A 22,613-nucleotide genomic window follows, 5' to 3' on the forward strand; every position below is an offset into this window, starting at 1 on the left:
TAAATATATCCTAAAAAAGACCCGATTGAACGATTACAAGAAAAAAGAAAGAAAACCTGTTGTGTAGCGCACAATCTCAAAAACCCCCGCAGGCGTTAACCTGCAGGGGCGAGGAGTCAGAAATCCTTTATTTTACAAGCGCGGGTTGCGTCGCGGTGATGCCAGTACCCTTCACGCGCACGATGTACATTCCCTTGGGCATGTTCTCGAGGCTGAATGCGTAGCTGCCCTGCGCGAGCGTGCCGTGGAAGAGGGTGGCGATGCGCCTGCCGTTCATGCCGTAAACGTCCACGCTCACGTCGCCCGCCTTCGCGGTGACAAGCGAAATCGTATTGCCGGCAATACCGAGGGAAGCGCCCGACTTGACTGCTGCCACGCGCGGGTTTATCCCGATGGAGCCTTCGCCGAACACGATCTTGATTTCGGGAATCATCTCTTCGGTGTTCTCGAAACCGCGGCTAAAGGCATCGTACTTGTCTTCGTTGAAGTCCCAGAGAACCTGGTCGCCCGCCTTGAAGTTGTCGTAAAGGAGCGTGCCGGTGAAGCCAGCGGCATAGTTCGCAATCACGACGCTCAAGGTCTTGTTGCGGTCAGTAAAGCTGGAGATATCGAAGGAACATACCGTCGATTCGCCCGCGGGCACAACGCATGCGCCGGCATCGTCGTTCACCGGAGTCCAGGTCCAAGCATCCGTCAGTTTGAAAATCAGGTGCAGTTGGGCGTCGCTCGCGCCCTTGTTCGTCACCTCGAACGTGAACGTGCTGGCCTTGCTCAGGTCCCACGTCTTCTGGTATTCAATCTGCGCATTGTCGCCACCGTAGGTCACCGACATCTTGCCGTCGCCGCCTTCCTGGCTGATTGCTACATCCTTTATCTTGATGCTCGCCTCTTCCGTTGCGGCAAGCGCCGTCATAGCCTTGAGCGCCGGGTCAATCGTGTAGGTGTAACCGCCAAAGTTCGATTCGGTCTTGTCGCCAATATACTGCCAAGCGAGAGCGCCCGCGTAGCCGCCGTCAAACGCCTTGCGGTAGCATTCCTCGGTCGAAATCTGGGTCTTTGCCGCCATGCTCGCCGTGTAGGTGTCGCCCTTCCAGCCGCTTGCGGGGAACTCGCCGATAATCATCGGCTTGCTGTCGTAACCGTACGTGCTCGCCATCTGGGCTGCCGTATTCACGAACGGGCTCACGGCATCGTTTTGCCAGTATGGGTAATAGTGCGTCTGGAAAAAGTCGAGCGTGCCGTTCGCCTTGCCGCCTGCCGCCACGAGGGCCGCGTCGTTCCAGTGTTTTTGATACTGGATGTTCACGCTACCGGTAGAAACGAGCAACTCCGGGTTTTCGGTGTGGATGGCCGCTGCTACCTTGTTCGTAAAAGCCTGGATTTTGGAAAGCGCCATCTTCTTGGTGGTCCAGCCGCTGCATTCGCTCGTCATGCCCTCGGGCTCGTTGAAAACTTCCCAGGTCATGAGCGCCTTGTGGTTGCCAATCGCCTTCACCACCGGTATAAGCGCGTTGTCGATAAACGCCTGCGTGCCCTCGTCCTCGAACAGGTTCGTGTTCGCGGTGATGTCGAGCTTTTCGTCGTAAAGTCCCCACTGGTTGGGTTCCATCAGGTTGTGGCTGAAGAGGCACATCGAGACCATCACGCCGTATTCCTCGGCGATGTCCAAAGCCTTCTTCATGTTGTTGATGGTGTTTTCCTTGAGGCCCGAAACCAGGTGCGTCGTCTGGTCGATTTCGGGGCTCTGGCTCATGTTGTTGAAAAGCCACCAGCGGATAGCGTTACCGCCCGCGGCGCGCGTTCCCTCCACGGCTTTGCGCCAGGCGTTCTCGTTCAGCGGGGAAGCCCCCACGTCGGAATTGTAGTCGCTCCAGGCGAGGTTCGTGCCCGAAAAGAAGATTTTCTTGCCGTTATAGAGCAGGTCGGTGCCGCTCACCGTGAGGCCCGGGGCCGCAAAAGTAGTTCCACCGAGCAAAAAGGCCCCGCAAAGAGCCGCAAAACTCAATTTTTTCATAAACTCCTCGAAACGCCCCCTCCGGAGGCGTTTACCCGAAAACTATAAATCGCTGGCGCAAAAAGGACATTTTTCGCCCCGGGGTGTTGACAAAAACCACTGAATTTGTCCACACCGGACGAGCGCGAAAAGCTGAACCTGCGGCCCATAGACAAAAAAGCCCCGCAGGTGTGATACCTGCAAGGCTTTGATTTCAGGAGAAAAAAAGCTTTACTTGACGAGAATCGGCTTGGTAGCGGCAATACCCGCGCCCTTCACGCGCACGATGTAGCGGCCCTTGGGCATGTCGGCGAGGCTGAAGGCGTAGCTGCCCGCAGCAAGGTTGCCCTTGTAGAGCGTGGCGACCTTCTTGCCGTTCATGCCGAATACGTCGACCGATACCATACCCGCCTTCGCGGTAGAAAGTGAAACCATGTTGCCCTGGATGCCGAACTTGGCGGCAGAGCCGGCTACGGTCTTGATTGCGTTTGTTCCTTCGCTTTCGAGTTTGATGCTCTTGACGGTCTTTTCGCTGCCTTCGGAAACGCTGAAGAGACTTTTTGCGTCATCGAACGTGGTCACGACGGTGCCATCGTCGGCAATGAGGTTGTCGAATGTTACGGTGCCGTTGAATCCTTCGGCGCTTGCGACGAATACGAGCGAGAAGAGATTGTCGAGATCAATGGGGTGCTCTGTGCCCGCATCGTCCTTGTAGAGCGTGATGTCGAAGGTGCAGGTCTTGGAACCGCCATCTTCTTCCATCCAGCAACCGTCGCTAGGCGATTGCTCCCAGGTCCAGGCGCTGTCGGCCATGCCATTGCGCACGAATGCGAGCCCAATCCATACGCCGCCTTCGGCTGCGCCGGTTCCGTCCACGGAGATGTCGACGGAAAGAGTCTTTGCCTTGGTGAGGTCGGGAAGTTTCGTTGTGTTGATGAGGGCGCCGTCTTTTCCGAGGGCGTAGGTGACGACCATCTTGTCTTCTTTCTTGTTGCCGGCAGCTTTTTCGGGGTCGCCATTGAAAGTAGATGTCGCCTTGGCGACTTGGCATGTTCCCGTTCCGGAATTCGCTTCGCTGTAAGAAGCCCAGCCAGGCATCTTGTCGAGGGTAATGATGCGCTCGTCTTCCATGTTGCTTTTCCAGACTTCGTTCTTGGTCTGTCCGGGCCACTTGCCTCCCCAAGTGCTGTACCAGGGCATCCACCAGCTCCATACGGATTCGTCGGTATGCATGTTGTTCACGTCGGGAATGGGACCGTTCTCGCTGAGGGCGAGGACCTTGGATAAGCCCCACTTGGTTTTGAAATCGTCAAAGGCGGCCGAGTTGCTGGAGTGAACATTGTCGTCGTTGTAGATGTCGATGGAGAGGACATCGTAGTAGGTTTCGCCCGGATTCCAGTCGGTGAGGGATGTCGAACTCGGGTTGAATACCCAGACTAGGTTCTTGACGCCCTTGGTGAAAACCATTCGTTCGTAGACGAGGCGGTACAGGGCGGCAAGCTGTTTTCCCGTATGCGTACTCCACCAGAACCAGGTTCCGCCTGCTTCGTGGAGCGGACGGAAGATGGCTGCGACATTTTCGCTTTGTAGGGCGAGGAAGTAGTTGGCGATGTCGTCGATATCCGCAATGATTCCCTTGTAGGCGGCAGAGAGCGTATCCCAGGTGGTAGTGCCCGTCATGAAAGCTTGGGTGAAGTCGAAGGTCGTGTAATCCTTGCCCTCGCCTGCGGCATTCTGGTTTGCATAGAAGGCGTCAACGGAATCGGAAGGATCCTTCCAGTGCCAGGTGAACGCTGGGATGCCGCCTTTGTTCCAGAGATCCTTGGCAAGCGCAATTGCCTTTTCGGTGTAGCCCTTGTTCCAGCTGTTGGTCGCGTTGGGACCGTTTGCAAAGAGGAAGTCTACGCCGACAAGTGCTGGGTACTTGCCGCTGCGCGTGTAGATGTCTTGAACATCGGGGTGCGTCGTGACTTCCTTGCTGGCGTCATATCCTTCCATGTCGCCGGTCATGATGCCGCTGATTGTTTTTTTGCCGAAGTTGTTCACGAGGAAGTTATATAGCTTGACGGCTTCCGGTGTAGCATTCGGAGTAATCGGGGTGTTGCAGAGGGCGAAAGGCTTGGAAGTGTAAGGCTCAAGATCGATGTAGTCTACGCTGATCCAACCCCAGAATTTTTTGATGCCGACGGTGTTCGCGCCCGCCTTGAGCGTCACGATGGTCGAAATGTCGGTGAAGGTTGAGGCTGCGTTGAAGTCGATTTGCCCGACCTGGTCGCCGTTGACAGTGATATAGTTCGATTTGAAGTCGCCTGCCTTATAGTGGATGGTGAGCAGGAACTTGCCTGCGGCTTCAGCGGTGACGCTGAATTCGATATCGCCTTCTTTCTGGTCGACGTAGGCGCCGCCCGAGGCGTTTTCGTTGGTGACTTTTTCGGCAGTGCCCGACAGGGTGGCCGTTTCGGCTTCGTACTTGGCGGCAAAGGAGGCTGTGGCGGTAGCGAGGCCGATTGCCAAGATTTTCTTCAAATATCCCATAGATAACTCCTGTTTTCTATGGAAAATACCTTAAATAAATGCCGTTACATCGAAAAAACAGCGCGCCGTTGAACAATTCGTTGGGGATTTCGCAACGAAAAGCGGTTTAATCTACGCAAAAACTACGTTAAATAGCACCGATGTGTTATTTCGCACAGAAGCGGAAGCCGAATTCGAACGTTCGGGTTTCGCCTGGGGCTATGACGATGAGGCCGCGGTGATGGTTCAGCGCGTCGGGTTCCGATGTCATGGGCTCGATGGCGATGCTCATGCGGTCGGGCGGCGTGTATATCTGGATGGCGTTGTACTGCTCGTTGCCTGCCTTTTGCCAGATGTCGAGGGCGAAGCGTTCGCTTTCGAGCTGCGCATGTGCTTCTCCGCCCTGGTCGGCGAGGCAGAAACAGTCGTTGATGAACTCGTCACCGATCTTGCGGCCGCCCACGAAGCGCGTGTCTTCCTTGAAGTTGCCGGTGGGGAGATCGGCCTTGTCGAGCAGGGCAAGGTTCGTGCGTGGGAGCGTCATGGTGAGGCCGTCAATCTTTTCGCCGAGCGAGAAGTACGGGTGCCAGCCTTCGGAATAGGGCATGTCCGTATTGCCGATGTTCTTGACGCTCGAGACAACGTGGACGCTTTCGCCTGTGAAGGTGACGGTATTCGTGGCGCGGTAGGGGAACGGGAATCCCGCGAATGCGCCCGGCCAGTCGCAGGTGAAGACAGCGGTACATTTTTCGCTGTCGCTCTCGAAGCTTTCGAGTTTCCATTCCTGGTTCTGGAGGAATCCGTGCAGGGCGTGCGGGGCCCAGCTCACGTTGTTGATTAGTTTGTATGTGCTGCCGTTCCAGGTGAACTGCGCGTAGGCGGTCCGTCCGGGGAAGGGGCAAAGCCTGCAGCCCGCATTCGTGTCGGGTCCCATCTTGAATACGTCGTCGCCGTCGCGGTAGCCGAACAGGAGGTCGAGGGGCCTGCTTGCGGGCGAGTTGCTTGCGGTTACGGGAATGCGCCAGGCATTGAGGCCGCCGCCGTAGCCGCTCATGATTTCGAATTCGGCGCCGTCATCGCGCTTAAGGATATGGCGTTCGACGGTGCCCAGCGGGCGGGAAATGATCGAGAAGTTGCTCATGGAAGGCAAGATAGCAAAAGGAGTTATTAGTCAATAGTTACTAGTTACTAGATTGGGGCACCTGCGGTGCAGTTATTAGTTACTAGATTATCTTATATCAAGAAGTTCCTTGAAATCTGCGACACTAGTAACTCCTATTGGAATTAGGAACTGCCGCGGAGGTGGCTCCGCATTTGCTATATTCTCGCGCATGGATTCCCTGACGATTGTAGCCCCGATGACCCCCGCCGGCGTAAGTGCCGTGGCGGCCCTCCGTGTGAGTGGTTCCAGGGTTCGCGATGTGGCAAAGTTGCTTTTCGGGGAACGTGCCGCGGCTAGTTTGGAGGCGCGCAAGGCGAGTCTCGGGACTGCGCGTGACCCGCAGACGGGCAAGGTTATCGACAGCCTTTTGTACCTGTTTTTCGAAGGCCCGAATTCTTACACCGGCGAAGATGTGCTGGAACTCTACCCGCACGGGAACCCGCTTATCGTGCGCGACCTGCTGCAGGCGATTCGTAGCATCGATGGCGTGCGCCTTGCCGAACCGGGCGAGTTTACGCGCCGCGCTTTTTTGAACGGCAAGATGGACTTGACGCAGGCGGAATCCGTTGCCGACGTGATTCACAGCGCGAACCGCGCGGAGCTGGAAAATGCGCATCGCCTGCTTTCGGGTGCTCTTTCCAAAAAGGTTGCGACGCTCGCCGCGCAGGTGAAGGACATCTCGGCCCGCTTGGAACTGGACGTAGATTTTGCCGAAGAAGAGGCCGACCCGGATTTTGCGGGCTGGGAGGCGCGATTCGTTTCTGTCCGCGAATCCATCCAGCAGGTTTTGAACAGCTTCCATAACAAGGCGTCGCTCGGCAGGCTTCCGCTGGCTGTGCTCTACGGTGCGCCGAATGCGGGCAAGTCGAGCCTGGTGAATGCGTTGCTGGGCGAAGACCGCGTGCTTGTGAGCAATGTGCCGGGCACGACGCGTGACTTTGTGGAAGTGCGGTTGTTTTTGGATGGTGGCGAAATCCGCCTTGTCGATACCGCGGGAATTGCGGAACGTGCGACCGATGAACTCGACGCCCTCAGCATGGAAAAGAGCAGGGAGATTCTCGAGGAAGCGGACTTGAAGATTCTGGTGGTGGACTGTTCAGACGAGAGAAGGGGCTGCGAAAAGGGCGTGCCCTCGGTCATCGCCCCCGATTTTGTCGTTTATTCCAAGAGCGACTTGACGGGTGGAGGCTTGCCAGATGGCGGCTCCGGGGCCGCCATGACGTTTGAGACCAATGCCTCGAGCGCGATGCCTACGACCGATGCTCTTCGCGTTTCGTCCAAGACGGGCGAGGGCCTCGCCGAACTCAAGAATATTATGAACGCGGCCTTGTTCAAGAATGTCGAGAATTCCGAGGACTTCTGGATTACGAGCGAGCGCGAAAAGGCTTGCCTCGAAGACGCCCTGGCGGGAATTGACCGCACCCTCGACCTGCTCAGGAACAATCCGGCGGTGGAGCTGCTCGCCTTCGAGATGCAGGTGGTGCGCCGCGCCCTCCAGAGTATAACGGGCGAAATTTCGTCCGAAGACATTTTACAATCCATATTCGCGGGGTTCTGCATTGGAAAGTAGCATGCTCAGCATTATCGGCGTCCTGACGGGCGTCTTCGCTTTCGGGACGTACATGATCCCGCTCAAGAAATACCCGAACTATTCTTCGTGGGCGTTCCTCGCCGTGATGGCTGTCGGCGCGCTGTTCTGCTCGGCGGTTATTGCCAGCGTCACGGGGCAGTTCAACTTGCAGCCGGTAGGTATCCTCTGCGGATGCCTCTGGGTTCTGGGCGGCGGGCTCTGTTTCTGGGCGGTGCAGGCCGAGGCCGACCTTGCTGGCACGGGGCTCCGGTCCATGAGCGTGAGCATCCTGCTTTCGTTCATTACGGGTGTCACGCTGTTTGCCGAGCATACGCTCCTCTATTTCTCGATTCCCGCCATCATCTGCATGCTCGTGGGCATCTGGATTCCTGCGGGGAAGGTGCAGCACCTCTGGAAGAACTGGCGCTCGCTCCTTTCGGGTGCGGTATTCGGTTCGTACCTGATTCCCTACAAGCTCAGCAACCTCGGCGACATGGAATTCCTGTTCCCGTTCTCGGTGGGCGTGTGCCTCGGTAGCGTCGCGCTGTTCATCGTGCTTACGCTCAAGCGCGGCAAGCGCTACGACATGCCCTTAGTCCCGTCCTTGTTCGCCTTCGGTGCGGGCGTCCTCTGGATGCTCGGTACGCTCGCTATATTCTGGGCGATTGCCGACGACGGCCTCTTCGGCTATGCGGTGGGTTACCCGCTGTTGCAGCTCAACCTGGTGGTGAACCAGCTGTGGGGTGTATTTGCTTTTGGTGAATATGCGACGCGCAACGAGCGCATCAAGCTCGCCATATCGACGGTCGTCATCCTTTCGGGTGCGGCCTTGCTTACGCTATCCAAGATGTAATCAGATGGTCTGGATTTCGGCCTCGAGTTTTTCGGCCGTCTTCGTGTCTTCGCTGTAGATGGAATTGATTTTCTTGCAGCTCAGTTCCAGCAGCTTTCGTGCACTCTGGTTGTCGCCGCGCTTGCGCAATTCGCGGATGGCGTGGTCCACGCGCGAGATGTCTTCTTGCTGAGGGTAGTCCTTCATGAAGTTGTAGAACAGCGCAATTTGCGTTTCGTAATCGCTGTCGTTCTCGCAGGCGAGCAGGAACGGGATGACGCGCACGTTGAGCAGGTTGTCAAGGTCGCCCATGAACGTGTTGAGCGTGAGCCCCGCGGGGAAGAGTTCTTCGGTATCCTTCTGGATGTCGTCGTTGTCCATGACGGTTCCGGATTCGAACTGCGAAAGCATCTCGTTCAGCAGGCTGATTTCGGCCGCCTTCGCCTGTTCGCGGTAACGCGCTTGGTAGTAGATGGGCAGCGTCGTGAGGCAGAAATGCGCCTGGTTCAGTCCGATGTATTCGCCGATGTAATAAATGTCGGCGTCTTCGTTCAAGATGTCTTGTTCGGATGCAAAATTGCCGATGCGTGCCGGGATAGGGATAACCTCCATGTTCGAAAGTTCGTGGAGGCGTTCGCGCAGGGCGTCGACATCCAGGTTTTCGGGAATGTCGACTCCTTCTTCTTGCATGGATTCGAGAAGGTTGTTCAGCTTGGAATCGACGCTCTTGTTCAGGGAACGGCGAATTTCTGGCCCGGTCGGGGCGTTGCGGAAATCTCCCTCGAGAGTCAGGAGGCCGTTTTTGACCATGTCGTCAAACGGCGTCCCGCTGAGGGCGTCGGGTGATGGTAGAATCTTCGCGTACGCGATCATGCGTCCGCAGAGATGGTCGTCGTTTCCTTTTTTCTGTTCGATACCGAGCATGTGTAGAATATAGTAAATAGTGGTTAGTAAATAGTGGTTAGGAATCGCGAAGAGAAACTTCTTGATAATTGCGACCCTATTTACTGTCTACTGTTTACTAGCCACTAGTCCCTTCTAAAGTCCATAGCTCATCGTTCAAAACTCAATGCACTCCTTTCTCGTCTATTTTCTATCTTTCCCCTTATGGAACCCGCGACCTGGCAAAAGATTCTCGACCTGTGTGACAAACTCTCGAACGTGACGTACGAGAACCTCACGAAAATCATACGCCTGGAATCGACGGGCAGCGCCACCGCTGCACGGAATCTCGATGATAGCGACAGGAACGATATCGATACGTGGATGGGCGGCGGTACGTGTTTCAGCATGACATGGCACCTGTACCAGTCTTTTGCTGATATGGGATTGCATCCCCGTCTCGTGATGGGCCACAAGCGCAAGGAACGCAACATTCACTGCGCCCTCATCCTCCCGAACGTCTCCCTCGACACTGCCACACTCTCGTCTAACACCCCATACCTCAAAGCGACCGAAGGGAGCGACCTCATAGCTCATAGCTCATACCTCTTCGATCCCGGTTACCTGATTTTTGACCCGCTGCAGATTCCTCTGCAACCGCCGTTCGGTACGGGGGAGGCGTTTTTCCCGCTGGTTCCCAATTGCGTGCGCTTGGTGCGGCCGACAGAGGACCGCATGGAACTGTGGACTGGCGGTGCGGGCGCTCCGATGAAGTTGCGCTTTGAATATCCGGTCGAAGGCGTAAGCGTCGAGGAGTTCAAACAGCACTGGAGCGAGAGCTTTTACCGCGAGATGATGACGTACCCGGTGCTGAACCGCCTGGACCGCGAACATGGAATCCAGTATTACTACCAGAAGGGGAATTTGGTGGTCCGCGATGCGAACGGGAGCCGTATGGAGCGTATCGACGAGTCCCTGCGCGTCGAAAAGTTGAGCGAGATTTTCCGTTTGTCTCCCGATCTCGTGGAAAAGGCCCTCGGTATCCTCTCGCGGTGATGACGCCCGCGAAATCTTTTTTATATTGTTTTTTCAAAGCCAGCGCCGCATTGCGGCAGAACCATCAAGGAGTAAATAATGAAAAAGCTTTTCGTTGCTTTCGCCGCACTCGTTTCCATGGCCCTGGTGGCCTGCGGCCCGTCCAAGCTTGAAATCCAGGAAATGTCCGCCAACTGCGACGTGTTTATCGAAGTGCGTGAAACGCTCGATGACACCCTCAGCCTCATGGTGGGCAACGCCCTGTACCTGAACGTGAAGCACGTGGCTAGCAACGGTCTTTTCCCGTTCCCGGTGAGCACGCGTGACCCGCAGGAACTGGAACGCGAAACTGCGACCGACCACGTGAACAATGCGGAAGAACTTCTCAAGTACCTCCGCTACTCTTCTCCGAACATGGTGAATTTCGGTATCGTGATTGGTGAATCCACCAAGAATGCTATCGGATTCGACGAAGGCAAGCTCGTAAAGGAACTGACCGAAGTCTTCAAGAAGGTGGACGGCGGTTCTTTGATCCTGTTCCACGAGGCTGCGGGCGATATCGTCTCTGCCAAGAAGATTTTCTAATAAAGTTTTCTGATTTTGAAAAAGAAAGTGTCGGAGTTGTCCGACACTTTTTTATTGCCTAAAAATGCTATATGGATAATGTGCTATGGCGTTAGTACGCTGTAGCTTTTTTGTGTTGGATGGATGGTGCAATGATTCGTTGCTTTTTTTACAATTTTTTTTGAGTGCCCTGTCAAATAATGGAGAATCATTAGCGTGAAAAGGGAAACGGTTTTTTGTCCTATATCCTTGTAAAAATAAAGGAAGATGACACTTGTATGGCTAATGTATTATTTTGTTTGTTGCATGAATTACAAATAAAGTAAAAGTATGTTTACTAGAAACGTTGCTGTTTTGAAGTGATTATTTTGTTTTAAACAACTTACGAAAAGTTGTGTAACATAAACCCCAAATAATCTCGAAGGAGTAATGCTTTGAATACGAGAGTACATTATGTGATAGTAAAGGCCGCTACGCAATTGCTTGGCGAAATGGCTATGGATTTCTTAAATGCCCCAATAAACCAAGACAATTGGAAGAAAGTGAAGGAAGATTTAGGTATTGGCGAAGATGTTCTTGATGGCTTGAAACAAGAAACATATCTTGACCTTGTCATGATAGGGGCTTTTTTAGAGGATAAGCCGAAAATTAAGTCTGGGATTAGTGAGCCCAAAATAAGGGACCCTTTCGTGAAGTGGGCTTTTGAACAGTGTGAACCAGGTGATTATCAACATTGGCTTGAACACTTTTGGAATGATGGTTTAAATAAAGATAAAGGTCTTGTTATTGATATCACGTATATCTGCGATGTCATAGCAGAAACTTTGTGGGGGAAGGGACTTGGTGAATATTTTACTGAGCTGACTTCTGGAATAATAGAACTTATAGGCGCGCCTATTACTGCGATATGTAAAGACGGCTCTCTGGTATTGGATAGCTTTAGATCGGCTCCTGCTAGAGCAGAAGAGTATTGGGCCGCGTTGATTAAAGAGTATAAAAAAGGTGATAAAGAAAATGCATACCTTAAACTTGGGCGGACTCTTCACTTGTTGGCGGATGTAGGAACGCCGGCTCACATGCATGGAGACCCGCATATAAATCTCCATTTTATAAAATTCCTTCTTGAAAAATTGAGCTTGGATGGTCTTATCCATATCGATACCGACAATGATAAGGGAACGGATGATGACCAGTATGAATATTATACAGGAAATCTTATTCAGGGCAATTTATCAAAGTTGACTGGAAGTAATAAGTATAAATATGAGAAAGCTTTGCCGGGGGCGTGGAACGTTGATCAAAATGATCTTGCATCATATAACAGAGATTGGAAGCTTTACGATTATTTTAAGGAGTTGGCGTACATTTCGCGGCAGTACGATAGTGATGATGTTGATGGAACGTGTAAAGATAAACCATATCATTGGAGACATTTTGAATTGACTGATATATGGTCGTACGATTTGGAACGACAGTGGGACGGCGATTTGACGGATTCCGCTTGTAATGATATAGCGAGTAATTTGATTCCGGCATCGATTTCGTTCTCTGCTGGATTGGTGATGCATTTTTTTGACGAAGTTGGCGAAAAAATTGAAACGTCGGAAGAAGGCTTTTCTGAGTTTTCTTTCGTTGCGAAAAAAATTACAGTTCATAATAGTACGGATAGTGTTACCGATGAGGGGGAAATATATACAGAAATATCAGTTAATGGTCTTAACAAAAATACTGGCCGAGTAAAGGCGAAATCTGGCCAAACAAAAAATTTGGCTACGGATAAACTGAACTGGTCTTTCTCAATGAATCCGAATGAAAATAAAAAAATTTATATAAATTCTTCATCAGAAGATAATGATGATTATTGGTTCTTTGGGACGGTAAAAAGTCGTGATTCGCTTGGCTCTATAAGTAAGGCGTATACTAAAGATCAAATTGCTGAGGGACATTCAGAAATTTATCTTACATCGAGCAAGGGGTATTATTCGTTGTTGTTCGGTGTTGATAAGCGTGTTCAGCATGAGCAAAAGACAATTTTCGTTAACGATGCTTGGAGAAAGCGTTTTGGAAAATTGAATTATAAGTTTATGCAGCGAACGGGTTATACGCTGTTCGCCAAACAGGTTATGTATTTGAATCTAGAAAACGGAGTTCGCCATATGTCGAATAAAAGGCGTCTCGCGTGTGGCCATTATCGCAAATTGCCGAAGGGGAATAAGATAACAATATGTTTGAATAAAGATAAAATGTTTGAACAGGCACCTTCTGGTCGTATTACGGCGCTAAAACAATTTGCGGAACATACGAAATCTAAAAAGATTGCCAATATAGCTAGAAAATTGGAAAAGAATGAAAAAATCAAAATCGCTATTGAGGATAAGGGAACTATCTTGGCAAAGATGATACAAATAAATTGTCCAAAATACGCAGAGAAATATAAGGATCTAAACAAGAAAAACTTTAGTCAGCATTTCTCTACAAGGTGTCGATGCTGTTCGGATGAAAGAAGATTTTTATAAGACTTGATTTACTTTTGCAAAAAGGCCTCCCGCCATTTGGCAGGAGGCCTTCCCCTAAAAAAAGAAAAATGGCTTTTTCTGAATTAGACCTTCTTGATCTTCGGCGTCAGGGTGTTACCGGAGATTTCGTATGTGGCCATGACGCCGGAACCCTTCTTGAAGGTGTAGGTTTCGGAGGCTTCGATATCCTTGCCCAAGACGACGAATGCGCGCAGGGTCACGATTTCACCATTCTTGATTTCGGATACCTTGGACAGGTCGATGGTGCGTTCAGCATACTTGCAGATATCGTGATAGCCCGACGGTTCGTAAATGGCGGTCTTGCCGCTGTTGGGGTCGGCGTGGATAATCTGCATGCGGACGACAAAGTTGCCCTTGTTGATGAGCTTGAAACTGCCGACTTCGGGGAATTTCGGCGCAACTTGTACCGGGTCCTTGCCAATAATGCCTTCGAATTTCAGGCTGTTGCTAAGCGTTGTTCCCTTGATGGAGTATTTGGCATTCTGGATGGAATCCGGAGCGTAAACGAATGATTCCTTGGCGGTCTTGTCCTTGCCCAGCTTTACGAAGGCGAACATGGTGACGACATCACCGGGCTGTACCTTGCCATTGGTGTCGGCGAGGTCTACGGTTCTTTCGGCATACTTGCAAATATCGTGATAGCCGCTCTGCTCGTAGGTATATGTCTTGCCGTTCGTGTGCGTGCCTTTGATCTTGATGCGGGCGACAAAGTTGCCGTTGTTTTTCAGAGTCATGCATCGTACTCTTTCCATTTTATATGCTCCTATTAGAGAAGTGGTTAAGGTTTTGTGTTTGAGCAATATTACGTACTACAGACGAAAATACTACATCAAATCAAAAGAGAATATAATGTTTATAATTTGTTTGTGATAACTTGTATGTAAAAATAAAAGGGTGGCCTAGCTTCAGTTTACAATAAAAGGATTTTATTTTGTATGAAAATTAATGTATTACGTATGTAATACACTTTTAATTTGTAGTAAAAGTGTAATACGCTAGATACGAAAAGTATTCTTTGAAAACGGCAGGGTTTGAACCATAAATTTTACAATTTAGGCTGTTCGTAAAAGGCTGTTTTGCCTCTTTTTTGCAAAAACGGAGCGCTTTTAAATAATTTTTATTTCTTATATAAACTAAATTTTACATATAAAATAAAACAATGTGTAATTATTTTGTTAATATTGAACTTGTGTTTGCCTTGCTCTAGGAGTATACTATGGGTATTGTTTCTGTTCGGATGGATGAGGAAACAAAAGAAAAGTTTTCGGATTTTTGTAAATCTGTGGGTATTAGCATTTCTGCCGCCGTGAATATGTTCGCACGCATGACGATACAGGAAAACCGGCTACCGTTTGACGTAAAACGCTCTCAGGACGACCGCTGATGCCCCGTCAGGATTAAAAAATTACACCTCAAGATAACAAGAGGTCGCTTTGTTGCGGCCTCTTTTTTCTATCTTTGGCCCCGCTATGATGGAAAACAAGAAATTGAATGCCATGGGGTCTGCAGGAATTCCGAGGATTATCCTGCAGTTTTCCGTGCCTGCCATCATCAGCATGCTTGTCGAGGCTCTCTACAATATCGTAGACCGCTATTTCGTGGGGCAGGGCGTCGGTAGCATTGGCATTGGCGGTATTACCATCTGTTTCCCGATTGCGCTGTTCATCATGGCGATGTCCATGGTTGTGGGTGTTGGCGGCAATACGCTGTTTGCTATCCGCCTGGGCGAGAAGAAGTACGAGCAGGCGGCTATCATCCTGAACAATTCCTTTGTGCTGCTGATCATCATGGCGGTCTGCTCCTTTACGTTGGGGCAGATTTTCATGGCTCCGCTGCTCCGTCTCTTCGGCGCGAGCGACCAGTTGCTGCCCGTGGCCTCGAGCTACATGCGCATCATCTTGTTGGGTGCTGTGTTCCAGACGATTGTTCCCGGCATGAACCATTTCATCCGCAGCATGGGCCACCCGAAGACGGCGATGACCCGTGTGATGATTGGCGCCGGAAGCAACGTGATTCTCGACTGGCTGTTCATTATGAAGCTCGGCTGGGGCATCGAGGGGGCTGCGTGGGCGACGGTCTCGAGCCAGTTGATAGGTGGCCTTGCCGTGATGCAGTTCTTCTTGAAGAAATCGACCCCTGTAAAGATTAACCGCCGTTATATGGAATTGCGTGCGCCCTACGTGCGCAAGATTTTTGTCCTGGGACTCCCTCCGAGCGTGATGCAGATAAGTAACAGCCTGCTGAATGCCATCCTCGCATGGAGCCTTACCACTTATGGCGGTCGTAGCCTGCCTGTCGTGAACGGGATGCAGGGGGGGGACCAGGCCATTTCGGCTTTCGGTATAATCAACAGTGTCGTGTCTATCATAATCCTCCCGCTCATGGGATTCGTGAACGGCTCGCAGCCGATTATCGGCTACAACTACGGTGCCAAGAAGTACGATCGGGTGCGCAGTGCGTACAAATTCACTATGATTTATGCGACCTGCTTTATCGTGGTGTCGTGGGTGCTGCTCATGACGTTTACGCAGACTTTTGTCGCGCCTTTTGCCCCCAATGACGAGAATATGCAAAAACTCGCGTCCTGGGGAATGCGTATATTCCTTTGTATGTTGCCTTTCGTGCCGGTGGGCATGGTTTCGGGAAATTTCTTCCAGGGAATCGGAAAACCGTGGCAGTCCATGTTCTTTAACGCCTGCCGCCAAATAATCCTGTTGATACCGTTCTTGCTGATAATGCCGCGCTTTTTTGAATTGCAGGGCGTTTTTATGGCCCAGCCCATTGCCGATTGCGGTGCGGCCGTTATCGCGACGATCATGGCCCGTCGCGAAATGAAGCGGATGCCGTAAATTAGGTGTTAGTAAGTGCGCCTTTCTTTGAGGCGCTTCTCGAATTCGTCGCGGGGGAGAGGTTCGTCATAGACGAATCCTTGGACCATCGGGCAGTTGATGCCTTTCAGGAATTCCAGCTGGTTGTCGGTCTCGACACCTTCGGCGATGACTTCCTTGTTGAGTTCCTGCATCATGCTCACCATGTTCTTGAGAACGATCTTGTCCTGGTCGTGTCCTTCACCGACATTGTCGAGTAGGGACTTGTCGATTTTGATGATGTTTGCATCGATGTTCGTGAGCGCGTTGAGCGTCGAGGATCCGGTGCCGAAATCGTCAATGGAAACCGAGATGCCCTTTTCTCGCAACTTGTTCACGAAGTTCTGCATGGCGACGCTGTCTTCGAAATCGGAAACTTCGGTCAGTTCGATTTCGATGTATTTGCTGTCGATGCTGTATTTCTTCATGATGGCGAGGATATCGCTTGCGAGGAACTTGTTCTTGAGATGCAGCTTGGAGAAATTTGACGAAATACGGACGGGGGAAAGTCCTGCGTCAATCCATCTGCGTAAATCGCTGCAGACGGTCTCGAATACGTAAAAATCCAGTTGGCAGATGGACGATTCCTTTTCAAGGATGGGGAGAAACTCCGCCGGAGCCGCAATGCGGTCGCCCATGTTCCAGCGTACAAGTGCTTCGCCTCCGAAGATTTCGTGAGTCTTGATACGGATTTTCGGCTGGTAGTAGACGATGAATTCGTGCTTGTTGAAGGCTTCCAGGAATGTCGCGGATACCTGCTTCTCGTGCATGGTCTTTTCGAGCATCTTGGGCGAGAAGTAGACGATATCCTTGCCGTTCTCGTTCTTGGCCGTGTTCAGGGCGATGGAGCCTCCGTGCATGACTTCGCCCATGTTGTCGCTGGCCTTGATGGGGTAGATGCCCATGCGGGACTGTACGCAGAAATTTCGCAGGATGTCCCTCCTGCTGCAAGAAACGTCAAGGCTCGAGAATTTCTGTACGAACGAATCCACGAATTCGTTTTTGACCAGGGCGAAAAAGTTGTCGCCGCCTAGGCGTGCGATAGACCCCCTGTCTTTCAGGAAGTTGAAGGATGTCTGTGCGAAGGTGATGATTCCGTAATCGCCGACAGCTCCGCCGAGAGTGTTGTTTATATACTTGTAGTTCTTGAGGTTGATGAAAATACCCGTGTACTTGGAAAGCACCTTGGATATTTTCAGGTTCAACCCGTATTGCATGATGCTGTTCGTGTTCGGAATCCCGGTCATTGCGTCGGTAACGCGGGCCGTATTTACCATGTTGGCGAGACGGGATCGTTCGAGGAGCAGGAATATGTCGAGGGCGATAAGCTTTATGGACTGGATTTCTGCTTCGTTGAACTTGTAGCCTTTTTTGGGGTTCGCCGAGAAGTTGACGATGCCGTTGTCATCGGTGCGGAACGTCTCGATGAGGCTGGCTGTTTCAATGCCGTCGGGGCTTTCGAAGAATGAGTAGGCTTTTATTTGGCGCCCCTTGTCTGTGGTGTACATCGTGCTCACCTTGACGAGGCCGATATTGAGGGCGTTTGCTACGGGAACGATAGAAGACGATATGTGCCGTTCCATATCTTCGGGATTGACGACGCTTACGTTGAGCGCGTCCCTGAAACCCTTGTATATGCCTTTATCGAAAAAGCCGTCCATATTTTCGCGGCATAATTTAGTAAAAAACGGACCGTATTTAAAGGTGCTGCGTAATTCGTTGTCTGTCATGGGATTGCGTCGTCTGCGCGAGGTCCGTTGCATTGCCGGGACGGGTGAGTGTATGGGCGTTTTTGCGCCCGTTTGGATTGGATGTAATGCAAAATTTCTATTTTTCAGCGCGAATTTTACGAGGTAATCCCTATGGGTAATGTGGCAGAAAAGCCAAATATCATAACGACCTCCCTTGACTTCTTGGTCAATTGGGGCCGGACGAATTCCTTATGGCCGTTCCCCTACGGTACGGCGTGTTGTGCAATCGAATTCATGAGTACGGAAGTGGGTCGTTACGACCTTTCCCGTATCGGTTCCGAATACGTGCGTTTTACGCCGCGTCAGTCCGACGTGTTGCTTGTGGCCGGTACCATTTCCTATAAGCAGGCTCCCATCCTCAAGCGTATGTACGAACAGATGGCCGAACCCCGCTGGGTAATCGCCATGGGAGCATGTGCCAGTTCCGGTGGATTTTACGACTGTTATTGCACGGTGCCGGGCATCGACCACATTATTCCGGTTGATGTATATATCGGCGGCTGCCCGAGCCGTCCGGAAGCGTTCTTCGATGCCATGTTTGACCTGCAGAAGAAAATCAAGGACGAATCCTACATGAAACAGCGTGCCGAGCGCGTGAAGGAACAGCTCGAAATGATCAAGGCGAAGACCGCCGAGGCCAAGGCCGAGGCCCAGGAATTTGCCCGCGAAAAGATTTCCTTGGCCAAGGATTTCGTGGTCGAGAAGGAACAGGAGCTGGTCAAGAAGGCTCAATTCTGGAAGGAGTAGAAGATGGAATCTGTGGAAAAGACCGAAAAGATTGCCGCGCTCCTCGAGGAGAAGTTCGGCGCGAAGCGCGATGCGAAGGCCCGTTGGGATGTCGCCGTCGTCGTGGCTGCGGAATATTTGCCCAATGCCGTTGAATTTTTGAAGAACGATCCGGATATCCGCATGGACATGCTTGTGGATATCGCCGGCATCGACTACCTGACCTACCCGAACCACGAAGGACCGCGCTTTGCGGTTTCGTACGCTTTTAAGAGCACCGTCAACCAAGGATGCCGGTTGCGTCTGAAGGTGCTGGTCGGCGAGGACTGTCCGAAGGTCCCGACTCTTACGGGATTCTATGACAGTGCCGATTGGCTGGAACGCGAGGTCTATGACCAGTTTGGCATCGTGTTCACTGGCCATCCGGATCTCCGCCGCCTTTTGAACCATGTGGAATTCGTGGGCCATCCGCTCCGCAAGGACTACCCCGCGCAGAAACGCCAGTGGCTTTCGACGAACGATTTCTTGCTTCCGGAACTGGAAAAGCGCCTCGAAAAACTGGGTTACAGGATTGTGCAGCGCTCCAAGGAAGTGCTACCGAACGATGACGAATTTTTGGAAGGGAGTATCAGAGAATGATCGTACTGGATCCCAATGGCGAAAAGCTCAACTTGATGCCTCTGAACGTGGGGCCGACCCATCCGGCGACCCACCACTGTATCCGCCTACTCGCTGCGCTTGATGGCGAAACCATCGTGGCGGGAGTCTCGGAAATAGGCTATATGCACCGCGGTTTCGAAAAGATGGTGGAGCGCGGGACCTGGCAGCAGGTGATTCCCTATACCGACCGTCTGAACTACTGCTCTGCGATGATGAACAACATCGCCTTCTGCCGCGCCGTGGAAAACATGTTCGGTGTCGAGATCCCGGAACGCTGCAAGGTGCTCCGCGTCATCGTGAACGAACTTTCCCGCATTAACGACCACTTTATTTGCGTGGCCGCCGCGTTCCAGGATTTGGGCGGTACGACTCCGTTCATGTACGCGTTCAACCCGCGCGAAGAAATCATGTGCATCTGGGAAAAACTCACGGGTGCGCGCCTTACGAATAGTTTTGCCCGTATCGGTGGCCTCTACCGCGATACCTACGACGGTTTCGAACGGGAGGTTCTCGCCGCCCTTGATTCTACCGAGAAGGCTTTGAAGGACTTGCATGCCTGCCTGGACCGCAACCGCATCTTCCTTGACCGTACCGTGGGCATCGGCAAGATTTCCAAGGAACACGCCATCAGCCACGGCTGGACCGGTCCATGCCTCCGTGCTTGCGGTGTCGCCTCCGACTTGCGCAAGGACGAACCCTACTACGATTACGAGACTTATGACTGGGAAGTCGTCGTGGGCACGCAGGGCGATGCCAATGACCGCCTGCAGGTTCGTCTCGCCGAAATCGAGGAATCCGTGAAGATTGTGCGCCAGGCCCTGAAGCGGTTGACGCCAGGGCCCGTCGACATTGTCGACCCACGCATCCGCGTGCCGGCGCACAAGCTCGCCTACCAGGACATGGAAGGCCTTATCGGACGCTTCAAGAGCGTTTACGAAGGCATTCGCGTGCCCGAAGGCGAATACTATAGCGCGAGCGAATGCGCCAATGGCGAACTCGGCTTTACCATTGTCTCGGACGGCTCCGGCCACCCGTACCGCATCAAGGTCCGTTCCCCGAGCTTGAACCATGTGGCCGCCTTCAGTGAAATCGTGGAAGGCCTTACCTTGGCCGATTCCATGGCGACCCTCCCGGGCCTCAACATGATTGCAGGAGAACTTGACCGATGAGAGAACATATCCAGGGTGCTGTACAGTTTGTCAGCAACAACCATTTGAAGTTCGACCGTCCGGCACAGCCTATCGATGCGCTGCCGGATCCGGGCCAGAAGTTTGGCTATGTGAACAAGCCTGTCCCGCAACCTTCTGCAAAGGAAGTGCTCGCCAAGCTCGACACTCCCGAAATCAAGGAACGTTGCGCCGACTTGCTCAGCCGTTATCCGGTAGGCCAGGGTGCGCTTCTCGAAGTGCTTTGGCTGGTGCAGGGCGTGTTCGGCTGGGTTCCCACCGAAGGTATCCGCTGGGCGGCAAACGTCTGCGGTTGCGCTCCGGCACATGCGCTCGGCGTCGCGACCTTCTATACCATGTACAACCACGCTCCGAAGGGCAAGTTCCTGTTGCAGTTCTGCCGCAACATCAGCTGCACCATCAAGGGCGCCATGCCGCTTATCAAGTATGTGGAAAACAAGCTCGGCATCAAGAGCGGCGAGACCACTCCCGACGGCATGTTCACTATCCTCCAGGTAGAATGCCTGGGTAGCTGCGGCAACGGCCCGATGATGCTCGTGAACGACGACTTCGCGACCGACGTCGTGGACGGTCAGCTCAAGATGAAGCGCGGCACGACCCTTACCGAAGAAAGCATCGACCGCATTATCGACTGGTGCAAGGCTCACGTGAACGACATGCCGAAACACGACGTTCTCGGTGGAATCGTGAAGGGCCACGGCGGCCACCCCGGTGCTCCGGGCGCTACGGCCAAGCCGCAGGTCGCCGACTACGCTCCGCCTTCTCCGGTGCTGAACGTGAAGGCCGAAGCCGACGAGACGGGCGCCACCCTCACATGGAAGGGCGCTCCCGAATTTACGAAGATCGTGGTGGAAAAGAAGAACGGTTCTAAGTGGGATGTCGTTGGCGAACCCGGCGTGAAGGACAAGGCGTTTGTGGACGCTGCCGGCAAGGTCGGCGACGTGTACCGCATGATTGCCACTTCCGGCGAACGTACGGCCAAGCCTTCTAACGAGGCCGTGACCACCCAGAAGCCGGCTCCGGTCGAGGAGGCAAAGTAATTATGGCTGAATGTGTGAAAGTTTGTACGCAAAATTTTGGCAAGGGCGCCCAGGACATCGAAGTCTACAAGAAGCTGGGCGGCTATGCGAACATCTCTGAACGCCTCTTCAACATGAGCCAGTTCGAGCTCATCGACTACGTGCAGCGCTCTAACCTGCGTGGCCGTGGTGGTGCAGGCTTCCCGACCGGCATGAAGTGGAGTTTTGTTCCCCGCAATTCCGGCAAGCCCGTGTACATCGTGGTGAATGCCGACGAAGGCGAAGGCGGTACGTTCAAGGACCACTTCCTGATGATGGAAGATCCGCATCGCCTCATCGAAGGCCTGATTATCGCGGCTTGGGCGCTCGGCAGCCGCGCGGCATACATCTACTGCCGTGGCGAATTCCTGCCCTGCATCGAGAGCATCAACAAGGCCTTGAACCAGGCATACGCTGCCGGTTACCTCGGCGAAAATATCATGGGCACCAAGTTCTGCTTCGATATCTTCGTGCATCGCGGTGCTGGCGCCTACATTTGCGGTGAAGAAACTGCTTTGATTAACTCGCTCGAAGGCCAGAAGGGTCAGCCCCGCCTCAAGCCGCCTTTCCCGGCGGTGAGCGGTGCGTGGAAATCCCCGACGTGCGTGAACAACGTGGAAACCATCATGGCGCTCCCGTGGATTCTGCAGCACGATCCGAGCGAATACGCCAAGATGGGTACGCCCCGTGCCGGCGGTACGAAGGTGTTCTGCATCAGCGGCGACGTGAAGAATCCGGGCGTGTACGAGGCTCCTCTCGGTACCCCGATGATGACGATGATCAACGAATATGCCGGCGGCGTCGTAGGCGGAAAGCTCAAGGCCGTACTCCCCGGCGGTTCCTCCTGCGCTCCTTTGACAGCCGAAGAAGCTGCCGTTGCGACGATGGACTATGAATGCCTCGCCTCGATGAAGACGATGTTCGGTTCGGGCGCCATGATCGTGATCAACGATACGCACAACATGGCTGAGCTCCTGAACGTGCTCGGCAACTTCTACAGCCACGAATCTTGCGGCCAGTGCACTCCGTGCCGCGAAGGAACGGGTCTTTTGCACCGCATTCTGAACCAGATTGTGGAAGGCAAGGGTCACGATGGCGACGTGGAACTCATGCAGAGTCTTTCTGGCGGCTTTGGCGGCGTGACGATTTGTCCGCTGTCTATTTCGCTCGGCGGCCCGGTAGGCTCCTACACGGCGAAGTTCCGCGCAGACTTCGATGAATTAATCGCAAAGAACCCCGAACATGCCAAGCCGCGTGTTCAGGAAAACTATCGTC

The 22,613-nt window shown here is 52.8% G+C and carries 18 protein-coding genes; 12 read left to right on the top strand and 6 right to left on the bottom strand.

Features of this window, described 5'->3' with window-relative positions:
• Positions 1-127: 127 nt before the first annotated feature.
• The 3 genes from B3M32_RS08465 to B3M32_RS08475 form a co-directional block, all read right to left on the bottom strand.
• Positions 128-2,014 (bottom strand): T9SS type A sorting domain-containing protein, encoded by a 1,887-nt coding sequence (locus B3M32_RS08465; protein ID WP_290745356.1) that lies wholly within the window; start codon positions 2,012-2,014, stop codon positions 128-130.
• Between the two features lie 210 nt (positions 2,015-2,224).
• Positions 2,225-4,528, bottom strand: coding sequence for a glycosyl hydrolase (locus B3M32_RS08470; protein ID WP_290745359.1), 2,304 nt, complete (start codon positions 4,526-4,528; stop codon positions 2,225-2,227).
• 145 nt (positions 4,529-4,673) lie between these two features.
• Positions 4,674-5,648 carry an aldose 1-epimerase gene (locus tag B3M32_RS08475; RefSeq protein ID WP_290745362.1) on the bottom strand — a complete coding sequence of 325 codons (975 nt, stop codon included), beginning with the start codon at positions 5,646-5,648 and terminating at the stop codon, positions 4,674-4,676.
• 190 nt (positions 5,649-5,838) lie between these two features.
• On the opposite strand from B3M32_RS08475, the gene mnmE reads away from it, so the two are divergent.
• Both mnmE and B3M32_RS08485 read left to right on the top strand, forming a co-directional pair.
• Complete coding sequence (gene mnmE / locus B3M32_RS08480) at positions 5,839-7,239, top strand: tRNA uridine-5-carboxymethylaminomethyl(34) synthesis GTPase MnmE (RefSeq protein WP_290745365.1); 1,401 nt, start codon at positions 5,839-5,841, stop codon at positions 7,237-7,239.
• A gap of 1 nt (position 7,240) precedes the next feature.
• Complete coding sequence (locus tag B3M32_RS08485; RefSeq protein WP_290745368.1) at positions 7,241-8,092, top strand: GRP family sugar transporter; 852 nt, start codon at positions 7,241-7,243, stop codon at positions 8,090-8,092.
• Here B3M32_RS08485 and B3M32_RS08490 read toward each other — a convergent pair whose 3' ends face one another.
• The gene (locus B3M32_RS08490) at positions 8,093-8,995 is read right to left on the bottom strand and encodes a hypothetical protein (RefSeq protein WP_290745371.1); all 903 of its coding nucleotides are present in this window, start codon (positions 8,993-8,995) and stop codon (positions 8,093-8,095) included.
• Positions 8,996-9,178: 183 nt separating this feature from the next.
• Here B3M32_RS08490 and B3M32_RS08495 point away from each other — a divergent pair, with 183 nt between their 5' ends.
• The 3 genes from B3M32_RS08495 to B3M32_RS08505 all read left to right on the top strand — a co-directional run bounded on the left by B3M32_RS08495 (position 9,179) and on the right by B3M32_RS08505 (position 13,068).
• Entirely contained in the window at positions 9,179-10,009 is an 831-nt protein-coding gene (locus B3M32_RS08495) for a hypothetical protein (RefSeq protein ID WP_290745374.1), read from the top strand.
• Positions 10,010-10,087: 78 nt separating this feature from the next.
• Positions 10,088-10,573, top strand: a complete 486-nt coding sequence (locus B3M32_RS08500) for a hypothetical protein (RefSeq protein ID WP_290745377.1) — start codon at positions 10,088-10,090, stop codon at positions 10,571-10,573.
• Positions 10,574-10,986: 413 nt separating this feature from the next.
• Positions 10,987-13,068, top strand: coding sequence for a hypothetical protein (locus tag B3M32_RS08505; protein ID WP_290745381.1), 2,082 nt, complete (start codon positions 10,987-10,989; stop codon positions 13,066-13,068).
• An 83-nt stretch (positions 13,069-13,151) separates the two neighbouring features.
• Here B3M32_RS08505 and B3M32_RS08510 read toward each other — a convergent pair whose 3' ends face one another.
• Positions 13,152-13,823 carry a hypothetical protein gene (locus tag B3M32_RS08510; protein ID WP_290745385.1) on the bottom strand — a complete coding sequence of 224 codons (672 nt, stop codon included), beginning with the start codon at positions 13,821-13,823 and terminating at the stop codon, positions 13,152-13,154.
• Between the two features lie 482 nt (positions 13,824-14,305).
• Here B3M32_RS08510 and B3M32_RS08515 point away from each other — a divergent pair, with 482 nt between their 5' ends.
• Both B3M32_RS08515 and B3M32_RS08520 read left to right on the top strand, forming a co-directional pair.
• The gene (locus B3M32_RS08515) at positions 14,306-14,473 is read left to right on the top strand and encodes a type II toxin-antitoxin system RelB/DinJ family antitoxin (RefSeq protein WP_290745388.1); all 168 of its coding nucleotides are present in this window, start codon (positions 14,306-14,308) and stop codon (positions 14,471-14,473) included.
• Between the two features lie 85 nt (positions 14,474-14,558).
• A complete protein-coding gene (locus B3M32_RS08520; RefSeq protein WP_290745391.1) occupies positions 14,559-15,938 on the top strand; it encodes an MATE family efflux transporter in 1,380 nt (459 codons plus the stop codon).
• Positions 15,939-15,946: 8 nt separating this feature from the next.
• On the opposite strand, the gene B3M32_RS08525 is transcribed toward B3M32_RS08520, so the two are convergent.
• Entirely contained in the window at positions 15,947-17,617 is a 1,671-nt protein-coding gene (locus B3M32_RS08525; RefSeq protein ID WP_290745394.1) for a bifunctional diguanylate cyclase/phosphodiesterase, read from the bottom strand.
• A 201-nt stretch (positions 17,618-17,818) separates the two neighbouring features.
• Between B3M32_RS08525 and B3M32_RS08530 the strand changes: the two genes are divergently transcribed.
• From B3M32_RS08530 to nuoF, 5 genes are all read left to right on the top strand, one after another.
• Positions 17,819-18,454, top strand: coding sequence for an NADH-quinone oxidoreductase subunit B (locus B3M32_RS08530; protein ID WP_290745398.1), 636 nt, complete (start codon positions 17,819-17,821; stop codon positions 18,452-18,454).
• A gap of 3 nt (positions 18,455-18,457) precedes the next feature.
• The gene (locus B3M32_RS08535) at positions 18,458-19,072 is read left to right on the top strand and encodes an NADH-quinone oxidoreductase subunit C (RefSeq protein ID WP_290745402.1); all 615 of its coding nucleotides are present in this window, start codon (positions 18,458-18,460) and stop codon (positions 19,070-19,072) included.
• On the top strand, positions 19,069-20,262 hold the full coding sequence (locus B3M32_RS08540; RefSeq protein ID WP_290745405.1) for an NADH-quinone oxidoreductase subunit D: 1,194 nt from the start codon (positions 19,069-19,071) through the stop codon (positions 20,260-20,262). The genes B3M32_RS08535 and B3M32_RS08540 overlap by 4 nt, the downstream gene beginning before the upstream one ends.
• A complete protein-coding gene (locus tag B3M32_RS08545; RefSeq protein ID WP_290745408.1) occupies positions 20,259-21,320 on the top strand; it encodes a complex I 24 kDa subunit family protein in 1,062 nt (353 codons plus the stop codon). The genes B3M32_RS08540 and B3M32_RS08545 overlap by 4 nt, the downstream gene beginning before the upstream one ends.
• 2 nt (positions 21,321-21,322) lie before the next feature.
• The coding region (gene nuoF, locus B3M32_RS08550) for an NADH-quinone oxidoreductase subunit NuoF (protein ID WP_290745411.1) at positions 21,323-22,613 on the top strand (1,291 nt) is incomplete at its 3' end.

It is taken from the genome of Fibrobacter sp. UBA4309 (assembly GCF_002395745.1).
Lineage (GTDB): Bacteria > Fibrobacterota > Fibrobacteria > Fibrobacterales > Fibrobacteraceae > Fibrobacter.